Raw genomic sequence first — 10,696 nt, 5'->3', positions numbered from 1 at the left:
TGGAGCGCTTGTGGCGGCAGGTGCCCTCGCGCTGCTGCTTGCCGGCTGCCTGCCGCAGGAGCCGGCGCCGGACGTGGGCATCGCCACCCCCACCCATTACGTGGAGGGGCCAGCCAACCCCAACGCCCACCTGCCGCCGGCCGAATGGTGGCGGAGCTTTCGCTCCAACGACCTCGCCCGCTTCGTGGCAGAAGCGAACGTAGACAATCTCGACATCGCCGTCGCCACCGCTGAAATCGTGCAGGCCGACGCTCAGGTCGGCATCTCGGGCGCGCCGCTCTACCCCAACCTCACATTCGCAGGTACCGCTGCGCAGATCCGCTCCAGCGGTAGCAACGGCAATCCGGGCAACACCAGCGGCCAGTATATTCTCGGCCTGTCGGCCGGATACATGGTGGACTTCTGGGGCAAGAACCGTTCCGGCCTGCTCGCCGCGGAGGAGAACGCGGCAGCGGCGCGGTTCAATCGCGATGTGGTGACCCTCTCGACCCAGGTGGCGGTGGCCAATACCTATTTCCAGATCCTCGGCGCGCGAGACCAGCTGCGCATCGCCCAGAACAGCCTTGCCGCCGCAACCCGCATCCTCGACATCGTGAAGCGGCAGTTCGCAGGGGGCACCGTCTCGCAGCTCGACGTGTCGCAGCAGGAGGCGCTGGTGGCGCAGGTGCGGGCCTCGATCCCGCCCATCGAGATCACCCTGCGGCAAAACTGGGCGGCCCTGGCCGTGCTGCTGGCGCGCACCCCCGTCGCGCTCACCCCGCCGCAGGGAAGCCTCTCCCAGATCACCGTGCCGCGCATAACCCCCGGACTGCCTTCCGACCTGCTCACCCGCCGACCCGATATCGCCCTCGCCGAGGCCCAGTTGCTGGCCGGCGGCTACAATGTGGAAGCGGCGCGGGCGGCGATGCTGCCGCAGATCCAGCTGACGGGCACGGGCGGGGTGCAGAGCGCGGCGCTCCAGGCGCTGTTCGCTCCCGGCGCCTGGTACTACACGCTGGTCGCCGGGCTGACCCAGCCCATCTTCGACGGCTACCTGCTGCAGAGCCAGCTGGACCAGGCCAAGGGCGTGCAGGTGCAGGACCTGCAGGTCTATCGCAAGGCCATCCTGTCGGCCTTCGCCGATGTGGAGAAGGCGCTGGTTGCGCTGGATCAGACCAACAAGCAGGTGAAGCTGCAGGCCGATGTGGTGGAAAGCTCGCGCACCGCCTTCCGCGTGGCCGAATCCCAGCTGGCGGGTGGTACGACCACCCTCGTCGCCGTGCTTCAGGCGCAGCAGACCTATTTCACCGCCGAGAATGGCCTGGCGCAGGTGCGGCTGGCGCGTTTGCTGGCTGCCACCAGCCTGTTTCAGGCCCTTGGCGGCGGCTGGGGTCCCTGAGACTTACGGCGCCACCGCCGCCACCGCGTCGTCCACGCTGTAGCTGCAGCGCTCCACGAGATCGCTGGCTCCGGCGGCCGCCAGCAGATCGCGGACCCGATCATGGGCGCGGGCGAGTTGCAGGCGCAGCCCGGCCTGGCGCATGACGGCGTCGAACTCCACCAGGGCGTCGAGGGCCGTGCTGTCCAGATCGAAGCTTTCCTCCAGGCTGACCACCACCGCGTGAATGTCCGGCTCGGACCGGGAGCTGGCTGCGATGATGCCCATGATGCGGTCGGCATTGGCGAAGAACAGCGGCTGTGCCGGTCGCCAGATGGCGATGCCCTTCGGGGCGACGGCATCGGGATGGCGGGCGAGATCGACATAATCGTGCGTTGTTCCCAGACGCCCCAGTTGCGCCACCTGGGGGGCCGCCAGGCGCTGCACCACGGCGGTGAGGGACAGGGCGATGGCCACCAGCATCCCGTTCAGGACGCCAAGCGCCAGCACGGCCACCGCCGCGGCGACGGCCACATACTGGTCGCGTCCCAGCGCCCAGAGGCGCGCGAGCGGCGCCGGATCGAGCGCATGGACGAGGGCTGCGATCACCACTGCCGCCAGCACCGGCTCGGGCAGGTGCGCCACGAAACTCCCACCGAAGATCACGAGGATCGCGAGGCCCAGCGCGGTGATGATCGCCGTGGCGCGGGTGGCGGCGCCGGCGGCCTCGCTGGCATTGCCGGCCGAAAATCCCGCGCCCACGGGCATACCCTGGGCCAGCGCGCTGGCCATGTTGGCAAAGCCGAGCGCCGCCAGTTCCCGGTCCGCCTCCACCGCCTCGCCATGGCGCAGGGAGAGCGCCCGGATGGTGCCCCACGATTCGGCGAAGAGAATGAGGACCAGCGGCAGGGCGAAGCGGGCGAGCTGTGAATAGTCGGGCCAGCTCAGGGCGGGCCAGGATGGCCACGCCGGCATCATGTCGATGGTGCCGACCACGGCGACCCCGTGCGCCTCCAGATGAAAGACGGTGGACACGGCCACGCCCCCGGCAAGGACGAGGAAGGCGCCCGGGATAGCCGGGAATCGCCGCAGGAGAAGTAGCGCCGCGAGCGCGGTGCCACCGCAGGCCACAGCGAACGGGTTCCAGTGCGGCACCTCCGCCACGAGCTGCGGGATAATATGGAGGAGATCGGACGATGCCGCATCCAGCCCCACCAGATGCGGAAGCTGGCGGACGATGATGGTGACTGCCAGCCCGAACGCGAACCCGCGCAGCACTGGCCGGGAGACAAACCCCGTGAAGTTCCCCAGCCGTGCCACGGCCGCCAGCAGCAGGAAGGCGGCAACGAGCACCACCACCACCGTGGTCGCGGCGAGCTTGACGGCGCCTTCATCCGGCAGGGTCGCCAGCGTGGCGGCCAGAATGGCGGCGGACGACGAGGTCGGCGAGACGATGGCGAAGCGGCTGCGCCCCACCAGTGCGTAAACGAAGCATCCGGCGACGGCGGCGAAGATGCCTTGCTGCGGCGGCAGGCCGGCGATGCTCGCATAGGCTACCGCCTCGGGCAGCAACAGCCCGGCAACGCAGAGCCCCGCAATGAGGTCGCCCGTGCGTGGCCGTGGAAGTGATGACATGGCCTCACCTGTCGACGCACGGCGGCTGGCGAATCTCAGCGTTGCGCGCCGCCTGCCTGCCGTATGCGCCATCATAGCGCGTCATGGGAAGGATGGGATGTCGGGGCACAAAACCCTGTCGCTCGCTCTGCGGCGGCGGAGTGATGGCAAGAGGACCCCTCGGCGTGCTTGCGCACGGGGAGGGATCGCTATTGTGCCACAGTTTACCGCGAAGGCGCCTTATTCTGATTTTGCGGTTTTTTGATACCGTCTTTATCTATATCGATTTCAATATAGCTTTATGATTGATGCCCTGAGGATTGCCAGCCGTGCCGTCCGATGCCGAGGTGCGCGCCCTCTACGAGGCCAGCAAGAGGATGCTGGTGGAGCCGCCCCGATGCCGGCTGGCCCCGGTCTTTATCGCCGCGCCAAGCGGACAGGTCACGAGCGCGAAGCTCGACGAGGTGACCGCCAGGCTGAAGGCCAAGGGGGCAACCTCGGAGGCGGGGTTCGCGGCCCTGGCGAAGGCCGATACGGATTCGAAGGTGGGAGCGGCCCGCAGCGGCGAGATCGGCTGGCTCGCCGAGCCCGCCATCGCCCCGGAGATCCGCGCGGCGCTCAAGGACCTCAAGCCCGGCGAACTGGGACGGCAGCAGGTCGTCGGCGAAGAGGATCGCGTTGTCCGGCAGCTCCAGCGCCGTCTCGTTCCGGCCGCACAGGACCAGCAGGACGCGCCGCTCGATGTCGAGCAGGTCCGCCGCGCGCTCCGCCAGCACTTCATTGCCCAGCTGGCGCAGGGTGGTGATCTGCGTTTCGACAGCAATCTGCCAGGCGAAGGCGGCGCTCCTGCCGGCGGTTATCATCTCGTCGGAGGTGGAGCGCAGGTAGGGATCGTCGAGGAAGGAGAGGTGGGCCGTCAGGATCTCGGTCTGCTGGTTGCCGTGGGAGCCATGCTCCACCGGCCCGGGCTCGCTGAAGTGGGCAATGGCGCTCTCGATGGCGCTGCGGGTGCGGGCGATGGCATCGGTGAGCGCGGCCATCTCCAGCTCAATCCCGGCACCGTTCTCTGGGATGTCGAGCTGCTCATGCACCAGCCGGCGCGAAACGCCTACGGCCAGGCCCGGGGCGGCGGAGACGCCGGAAAAGACGCGCCGGATGCCGGGCGCGTCCAGTGCGACCGCCACCAACGGCTTCGCTGCGAGAGCAGGGGCTGGAGCGGATGCCGGCCGTGGCTCGCGGGCGGCGGCCCCGCTGCCGGGCGCGGCGATGAGCTCGGCGATGTCCTGCGCATCCTTCTGGGCGGTTGGGCCGATGGCCTCCACATGCACCACGTCGCCGGCCTGCGCGCCCATGAGCATGATGGCGACCGAGCTGCGCGCGTCGGCCGAACACCGATGTTATTGAAATCACTGCGATTTAGGAACGTCCCAGAAGTGGGCTTGGCTCGGCGACTCGGTTCTCGTCGATCAGATGGGCCGAATGCTGTTATCAAACGAATGCTGAACCCGTGACTGGCCGGAGCTTCGATCGTTGCGGCTCACTGGTCGGGAAGGCCGGCTTTGTGCAGGCCCTCAGCGAACAGGGTGAAATCTTCCTGTCGGCGGATCGGCAGCCAGTCCTTCAGGGAGGAGAGGCGCAGCGCGGGGCTGAGCTCAAGTAACCGATCCATGGTCCGGCGGGCGTCCTCCGTACGGCCCGACAGTGCCTGGCTGGCTGCGCCGGTGGCCACGGCCATGAGGAAGCTCGGCAGGTTCCGCTGGGCCTGCTCCGCCCATAGCGACGCGGTCTCGAAACGGCCGCCGAATAGATGCGCCATCGCGATTCCGGCCTGCATCCTGTAGAGCTCGGGATCGACAGGGCTCAGGCGCATGGCGTGCTCGAAATACTCGATAGCCCCTTCCGGCTCGCCGTGCCAGACGCGCAGGAACCCGCCGAGGAACCAGGCGGGCGCCATGTTGGGATTCAGGAAAAGCGCCCGGTCGAGCAGGGCGATGCCGCTGTCGAACTCGCCCGCAAGATGCGCCAGGGCATGGCCGGCCCTCGCAAGGACCACCGCGTCGTCCCGGCCGAGTTCCAAGGCACGACGGGCGAGGGCTATGCCCTCGGCCGTCTCCTGCACGGGATCGATTGTCCAGCCATTGACCTTGCGCCAGAAATAGCACCAGGCGGCCATCGCGTAAGGCGGCGCGAACTCGGCATCGAGCGCGACCGCCTTGCGGAACAGCGGCAGAGCCTCCTCGGCGGCCTCCCTGCCGCCGCGGTGCAGATGCGCAAGGCCGCGCAGATAGCAGTCATACGCGCTGAGGTTTTCGGTGGGCTTGCGCCGCGCGCGCTCGATCTCCGCCAGCTCCATCTGCGGGGCAATGGCGCCGACGACATTGCCGGAGATACGGTCCTGAAGCGTGAAGATGTCGTCGAGGGCGCCCTCGAAGCGGTCCGCCCAGAGATAGCCGTTGGTAGTTGCATTGACGAGCTGGCCGGTGATGCGGAGGCGGTCGGCGGCCTTGCGCACGCTGCCTTCGAGTACATAGGTGACGCCGAGCTCCCGGCTGATCTGCTGCACGTCGGCGGGGCGGCCGCGATAGGCGAAACTCGAATTGCGGGCAACGACGAACAGCCAGCGCACGCGCGAGAGGGCCGTGATGATCTCTTCCGCTACCCCATCGGCGAAATAGTCCTGCTCGGGGTCGCCGCTGAGATTCTGGAAGGGCATGACGGCGATGGAGGGCTTGTGCGCCGTCACAGCCGTCGGCGGGGTGGCGATCTCCGGCATGATCGCGGCTTCGCGCGACGCTTCCGGCAACCCGACCTGCCGGATGTCGCCGACGAAGCGGAATCCCTTGCGGGCGACGGTGCGCACCAGACGCTGCTCGGCGCCGCTGTCACCGATCGCCCTGCGCGCCGCGTTGATGTGGCTGGTCAGCGTGGAGTCGGAGACGACACGGCCGTTCCAGACAGCATCGAGCAGGCCGTCCTTGCTCACCACCCGTTCGTGGTTCTCGACGAGATGGACCAGCAGGTCGAAGACTTGCGGACCCACGGCGACCGTCTGTGCCGCGCGGGTCAGCTCCCGGCGGTCGAGGTCGAGCACGCAGTCTGCGAACCGGTACTTCAATCCAGCGCTCCATCGCCTATCCGCAGGGCGTAGCAGTTGGCCGCGCCGCTCTACGGATCGCCTTGATACCATGGTCCGGACGGAGTTTTTCCCATAAGGCCGCTTCGCGTCGTTTTGGACGCAAAAGCAAGATCAATTCAATCGCGCCGCAAGGACTTCGCGCCGGCCCGGACGCACTCTGCGCTCACGATGCAACCGAACCGTGAGCGTGGATCGATGGACGAGACCATCCTGCGCGTGCCCTCGCCAGAGGATCTGTTCCGCACTTCCCGACGCACCGAAGAACAGCCGTGGACAGCCTCCCGGCCACCGGCGGGCGAGATGGCGCGCGTCCTCGGCACCACGCCACGCCGCATCGTCACCGAGATTTCCGGCAGTTCCATCGCCCATTGGAAGCACGGCGAGCTGCACGATGTCGTCGAGCCGATGAAGGACCATGTCATCATGACCTATATCGGCACGATGCAGCGCCTGGAACGCCGGACGGGCAAGACCCTGGCGTCAGGAACGGCGCGGCCGGGCGCGGTGACGATCATTCCCTCCGGTACCAGTTCGCGCTGGGACATTGGCGGAGCGGTCAACGTCCTCCAGCTCTATCTGCCGCACGCCGTCCTGGAGCGCGTCGCCGCCGAAGCCGACACGGCCGGCTCCGCGCCCTTGCTTGAGCGTACCGGTCATCTCGATCCGACGACATCCCGCCTCTTGATGAGCGCGGTGGACGTCCTCGACGGCAGTGAGGCCCTCGACGCGCTGTTCCGGCAGCAGCTCGCCGAGCTTCTGGCGGCGCGGATTCTGTCCGTGCACACCGGTGCCCCGGCGAGCTATCAGCCGGCATCGGGCGGACTGTCGCCGACGGCGCTGCGCCGCGCCATCGAGCGCCTGCGCTCGGACAGCGACACCGACCTGTCGCTTGCCGCGCTCGCCGCTGATGCGCACTTGTCGCGCTTCCATTTCTGCCGCGCCTTCAAGCAGAGCACCGGGCTGTCGCCGCATGCCTGGCTGCGGCAGCACCGGCTGGCGCAGGCCTCGACCCTGCTGCGCGACACCGATGAGCCGGTCGTGTCGATCGCGGTGGCGCTGGGCTACGGCTCGCAGTCCGCTTTCGGCGCCGCGTTCAGACGCCTGACCGGTGAGACGCCGAGCGAATGGCGCCGCCGCGCACGTTAGCGGCAATCGCTCTCGAACCGGGGCAATCGCTCTCGGGCGGCCCCGCATCCCTCGCGCTAATCCCATGTCGTGCCCACCGACCAAAGGAGACAGACGATGCCCGGACAGCTTCCCCGCCTATCACGCCGCAACGTCCTGGTGACGGCCGTCGCCGGCGCGATGTCCGCGACGCTCCGTGTCCCTTCGGCGGAAGGGGCGAGTAACGATAGTCTCACGGAGAGGAGCACGACCATGCGTACCGTCACCACCAAGGACGGCGTTGAGATCTTCTACAAGGACTGGGGCCCGAGGACCGGACAGCCGATCTTCTTCCACCATGGCTGGCCGCTCTCTTCCGACGATTGGGATGCGCAGATGCTCGCCTTCGTCGGCCGGGGCTATCGCGTCGTCGCCCATGACCGCCGCGGGCACGGCCGCTCGACCCAGGTGAGCGAAGGCCACGATATGGACCACTATGCCGCCGACGTCGCGGCAGTGGTCGAGCATCTCGATCTCCGCAACGCCGTCCATGTCGGCCATTCCACCGGCGGCGGCGAGGCGACCCGCTACGTCGCGCGCCACGGCAAGGGCCGGGTGGCCAAGCTGGTGCTGATCAGCGCCGTGCCGCCGCTGATGGTGAAAACATCGGCAAATCCCGGCGGATTGCCGATCGAGGTGTTCGACGACCTGCGCACGAAGCTCGCCTCCAACCGTTCGCAATTCTACCTCGATTTCGCCAGCGGCCCGTTCTTCGGCTACAACCGGCCCGGCGCCGAGCCCTCGCAGGCGGTCATCTGGAACTGGTGGCGCCAGGCCATGATGGGTGGCGCCAAGGCGCAGTATGACGGCATCCGCGCCTTCTCCGAGACCGACTTCACCGACGATCTCGCGCGCATCACCGTGCCGACGCTGGTGATGCACGGCACCGACGACCAGATCGTGCCCATCGCCGACTCTGCCCTGCTCTCGGCGAAGCTCGTGAAGAACGGCACGCTCAAGACCTATGAGAAGCTGCCGCACGGCATCTGCACCGTCCATGCCGATCTGGTTACAGCCGAGCTGCTCGCCTTTGTAGCCGGCTGACGCTTCCCCGCGTTCCCGCATCGCAGCCGCTTCCCAAGGCCTCGCCGGTTCAACGGCGCGGCAGCGGCGGCCTACGCCCTTCTGGAATCCCTCACAGGAGTAGTTCACATGCGACTGATCATCGTCGGTGCCGGCTTCGCCGGCATGTATGCCGCCCTTTCCGCCGCGCGCCTGCGCGATCTCCAGGGCATCTCGCCCGACCAACTCGAGATTGAGCTGGTGGCGCCGCAGCCGACGCTGGTGGTTCGCCCGCGGCTCTACGAGCCCAAGCCCGAGACGCTGACGGCGCCCCTTCTGGAACTGCTTGAGGCGATCGACGTCCGCTACGTGCAGGGTACCGCCGAGACAGTCGACAACCGGGCCAATTCGGTGGGGATCGTCACCGGCGGCGGCGAGCGCAGGACTCTGGCTTATGACCGGCTGGTGCTCGCCACCGGCAGCCGGCTGTTTCGCCCGGACATTCCCGGTCTCACCGAGCACGTGTTCAGCGTCGACCAACTCGACGACGCCGTCGCCCTCGACCGCCATCTCCACGGGCTGGCGCGCCAGCCGGTTTCGGCTGCCCGTGACACGGTGGTTGTCGCCGGCGGCGGCTTCACCGGCATCGAGGCGGCGACGGAAATGCCGGCGCGGCTTCGGGCCATTCTCGGCGACAAGGCCGCTATCCGCGTCGTCATCGTCGACCGCAACGACGACATCGCGCCCGACATGGGCGCCGGTCCGCGCCCGGTCATCGAGAACGCCCTGCGCAAGGTGGGCGTGGAGACCCGGCTCGGCGCCGGCGTCGCTTCGGTGGATGCAGGTGGCGTGACGCTCACCGGCGGCGAGCGCATCGAGAGCGCGACGGTGATCTGGGCCGCCGGCATGCGCGCCGCGCCGCTGACCCAGCAGATCCCGGCCGAGCGCGACAATCTCGGCCGGCTGCTCGTCGACCGCGCCCTGCGCGTCCCGGGCGTGGGCGGCGTCTTCGCCACCGGCGATGCCGCCAAGGCGCCGCGCGACAACGTCGGAAATTACGCTCTGATGTCCTGCCAGCACGCCACCCGCATGGGCGCCTTCGCCGGCCACAACGCCGCGGCTGAACTGCTGGGCGTGCCGACCATTCCCTACCACCAGGAAGCCTATGTGACCTGCCTCGACCTCGGCGACGCTGGCGCGCTGTTCACGCGCGGCTGGGACCGCCAGGTCGAGTTCGTGGGCGCCGAGGCCAAGAAGCTGAAGCGGGAGATCAACACAGTGTGGATCTACCCGCCCCGTGCCCAACGCGACGTCGCCCTCGCCTCGGCGGAGCCCGAGCGTGTCACCGACCTTTAGGCGCGACCAATGCCGCGCGTGCCGCATCCGCGGCTGCGAGCTGATCCTCACGACAACCCATTCCATCGGCGGAGCCGACCCAGTCGGTTCCACCACCTCAGGAGGCAAACATGAACGTGCAAAACACTTCCGCTCCCCGTCGAACGGGACACGAAGAACTGGTGCCGTCGCGCTACGCGGTGCGGGTCGGCGAGATCGAGGTGCTGATCGTCAGCGACGGCGTGCTGCCGCTTCCGACGAAGATGCTGGGACACAACGCCGAGCCGGCGGCACGGGCGGCCTGGCTGAACGATATGTTCCTGCCGACCGAGGCTTTCGACTGGGCGCTAAACGTGGTCGTTGTCCGCAGCGGCGGGCAGACCATCCTCGTCGACGCCGGGCTGGGCCTCGACCCGGACCTGAACCTGCCGCGGGCCGGGCAGCTGATCAAGCGGCTCGCGGCTGTCGGCATCGACCTGGCCGCCGTGACCGACGTGGTCCTGACCCACATGCACATGGATCATGTCGGCGGGCTGCTCATCGACGGAGTGAAGGAGCGGCTGCGTCCGGATCTGCGGATCCATGTGGCCGCCGCCGAGGTTGAGTTCTGGAAGGCGCCCGATTTCTCCCACGTCGACATGCCGCCGGGGTTCCCGGATGCGCTTCGAGCCGCCGCGAAGCGGTTCACCAAAGAGTATCAGGGCCATCTGCGGCTGTTCGATGAGGAGTCCGAGGTGGCGCCGGGCGTGGTCGTCTCTCGCACCGGTGGCCACACCCCCGGCCACAGCGTGGTCCGCGTGGCGTCCGGCGGCGACCGGCTGATGTTCGCCGGCGACGCCGTGTTCGCGGTCGGGTTCGAACACCCCGAATGGTACAACGGCTTCGAACATGACCCCGAAGAGGCCGCCCGCGTCCGGGTCCGTCTCTTGAAGGAACTGGCGGCTACGGAATCATCGCTGGTGGCCACCCACCTGCCGTTCCCGTCCGTCGGCCATGTAGCGGTCGAGGGCGACCACTTCCGCTGGGTTCCGGTCTTCTGGGACTACTGAGCGCCTGGCGCCGACCGGAGCATCTCTGCGCTAAATGCG

Annotated in this window: 7 protein-coding genes and 2 pseudogenes; 6 read left to right on the top strand and 3 right to left on the bottom strand. The window is 68.2% G+C overall.

The window, feature by feature from the left end; genetic code table 11:
• Positions 1 to 10: 10 nt before the first annotated feature.
• A complete protein-coding gene (locus FBQ73_RS07470) occupies positions 11 to 1,378 on the top strand; it encodes an efflux transporter outer membrane subunit (RefSeq protein ID WP_246089609.1) in 1,368 nt (455 codons plus the stop codon).
• Between the two features lie 3 nt (positions 1,379 to 1,381).
• Here FBQ73_RS07470 and FBQ73_RS07465 read toward each other — a convergent pair whose 3' ends face one another.
• Positions 1,382 to 2,992 carry a SulP family inorganic anion transporter gene (locus FBQ73_RS07465; RefSeq protein WP_138398836.1) on the bottom strand — a complete coding sequence of 537 codons (1,611 nt, stop codon included), beginning with the start codon at positions 2,990 to 2,992 and terminating at the stop codon, positions 1,382 to 1,384.
• A gap of 356 nt (positions 2,993 to 3,348) precedes the next feature.
• Here FBQ73_RS07465 and FBQ73_RS23505 point away from each other — a divergent pair.
• Positions 3,349 to 3,570 (top strand): annotated as a pseudogene (locus tag FBQ73_RS23505) (hypothetical protein); the annotation flags it as partial.
• Between the two features lie 174 nt (positions 3,571 to 3,744).
• Here the strand turns inward: FBQ73_RS23505 and FBQ73_RS23500 are convergent.
• Together FBQ73_RS23500 and FBQ73_RS07455 are read right to left on the bottom strand one after the other, a co-directional pair.
• Positions 3,745 to 4,347 (bottom strand): annotated as a pseudogene (locus FBQ73_RS23500) (phosphoenolpyruvate-utilizing N-terminal domain-containing protein); the annotation flags it as partial.
• Between the two features lie 161 nt (positions 4,348 to 4,508).
• Positions 4,509 to 6,086, bottom strand: a complete 1,578-nt coding sequence (locus FBQ73_RS07455; protein WP_138398834.1) for a winged helix-turn-helix domain-containing protein — start codon at positions 6,084 to 6,086, stop codon at positions 4,509 to 4,511.
• A 216-nt stretch (positions 6,087 to 6,302) separates the two neighbouring features.
• On the opposite strand from FBQ73_RS07455, the gene FBQ73_RS07450 reads away from it, so the two are divergent.
• From FBQ73_RS07450 to FBQ73_RS07435, 4 genes are all read left to right on the top strand, one after another.
• Complete coding sequence (locus FBQ73_RS07450; RefSeq protein ID WP_138398833.1) at positions 6,303 to 7,253, top strand: helix-turn-helix transcriptional regulator; 951 nt, start codon at positions 6,303 to 6,305, stop codon at positions 7,251 to 7,253.
• Between the two features lie 231 nt (positions 7,254 to 7,484).
• A complete protein-coding gene (locus tag FBQ73_RS07445) occupies positions 7,485 to 8,315 on the top strand; it encodes an alpha/beta fold hydrolase (RefSeq protein WP_138398832.1) in 831 nt (276 codons plus the stop codon).
• Between the two features lie 108 nt (positions 8,316 to 8,423).
• Positions 8,424 to 9,629 carry an NAD(P)/FAD-dependent oxidoreductase gene (locus tag FBQ73_RS07440; protein WP_138398831.1) on the top strand — a complete coding sequence of 402 codons (1,206 nt, stop codon included), beginning with the start codon at positions 8,424 to 8,426 and terminating at the stop codon, positions 9,627 to 9,629.
• 110 nt (positions 9,630 to 9,739) lie between these two features.
• The gene (locus tag FBQ73_RS07435; protein ID WP_138398830.1) at positions 9,740 to 10,657 is read left to right on the top strand and encodes an MBL fold metallo-hydrolase; all 918 of its coding nucleotides are present in this window, start codon (positions 9,740 to 9,742) and stop codon (positions 10,655 to 10,657) included.
• Positions 10,658 to 10,696: the final 39 nt, after the last annotated feature.

Source organism: Xanthobacter autotrophicus (genome assembly GCF_005871085.1).
Taxonomy (GTDB): domain Bacteria; phylum Pseudomonadota; class Alphaproteobacteria; order Rhizobiales; family Xanthobacteraceae; genus Xanthobacter; species Xanthobacter autotrophicus.
Note: the sequence above shows the minus strand (reverse complement) of the source record. Positions and strands in the feature narration are given on the sequence as shown.